Below are 1,425 nucleotides of genomic sequence, written 5' to 3' on the forward strand. Positions count from 1 at the left end.
CCAAAATCAACACGCCAAAATCAACACGCCCAAACCATTTCTTAGGCAGTGGCGTTATTAATTCGGCTTCATGAATAACCGGGTTTCCAAAATCACAGGTTTCCGTTTCATGAACAATCCTGTTTTTATCTGTTGAATCGGGTATTAACTCCTTGTTCTTAACAATAAAAACATCACGCGCATTATTAAGTTTTTGGGTCCTGACAACCAAATCCCCCTTCACGGTTTTTATCGTCGCAGATCTATTCTCGACTAATTGACCTTTATTTCCCTGAGCATCTTTCTGTATCCACATATTATCGTTGGCTTGTAGTAAGGCTTTATCACCGCTATTACGCACGGTATCACCCCATATCCGCATATCCCGATCTGCGGTTACACTACCTTTATTATCTAGTGTGGTATTTTCCAGCGTCATATCCCGTCCCGCTTGCACTGTAATATTGGGTGCAATATGGGTTTCTTTGCCAATAATATTCAGGTCCGTTTTAGCCTTAATATTTCCCAGTTCAATTTTGCCATTGGCGTTTAAAGTTATATCACGCTGGTCACTGGTTAATTCTTTTAAATTAACGCCCACGCCATCTTCAGTCGCAACCAGTCGGATTTTATTCGCATACATACCACCTAACGCTTTGGTATCAACGGCTAATTGAGGTTTAGTGCCTTCTCCAGCGACAGGTTTAACTGTGCCGTCTTTTAAACTGATTCGGTTGGCGCCTTGCGTCAGGGACAGGTTATTGGCCTGAATTTTGCCATTCAGTTCAGTCGCCCGGCTGATAATATCGACATAATCCGTCGCCTTGCCCTCCAGCCCTTTACCGCCAATAGTAATCTGGCCTTTTTTAACCTCCAGTGCTTCCAACGCGCCCTGTTTATCAAATTGGGGTTTACCCGTGGTCAGTGTGGCACTGGCCGTATTAATAAAACCACAGCCATCACAGGTAATGCCATTAGGGTTGGCAATCATCACGTTGGCTTTATTGCCGAAAATTTCCAATTGGCCTTGCAGGTTAGATTGTCCGCTGCCGGTCACTTCATTAATAATCAGTTCCGCCGGTTTTCCATGCAGGTTAGGGTTAGCGTTAAGTTGCCCGGCCAGTTGTGATTGAGCCGCTTGAGTGGCGTTATTGAGTACGGCGCCTGGAGTGGCGACATTGAACTCTTTATAGGTGTTGTGGGATATCCCCGCGTTGTTCGGCGTGGCAATATTCACCACCGGGACATTGCCCTGATTTTGTACCTGCGTATGGTGATTGTCCGGTGTTATTCCCGCGGCAATCGCCGGGTGGAGTGGCTGAATTGCCGTCAGGTAAATTAAAAGATAATTCGTGCCTCTCGCCACGGAGTTGCTGCGTTTACTCATCGTACTTTCCCTTTTGTTTACTTTAAGTGTGACAAAGTCAGTGAGACTGACCAATAAGT

At 45.5% G+C, this 1,425-nt stretch carries 1 protein-coding gene; it reads right to left on the bottom strand.

Features of this window, described 5'->3' with window-relative positions:
* On the bottom strand, positions 1-1,366 hold a 1,366-nt coding region (locus tag D3222_RS24560; protein WP_232832678.1), incomplete at its 3' end, for a filamentous hemagglutinin N-terminal domain-containing protein.
* Positions 1,367-1,425: the final 59 nt, after the last annotated feature.

The organism is Photorhabdus sp. CRCIA-P01 (assembly GCF_003545805.1).
GTDB lineage: Bacteria > Pseudomonadota > Gammaproteobacteria > Enterobacterales > Enterobacteriaceae > Photorhabdus > Photorhabdus antumapuensis.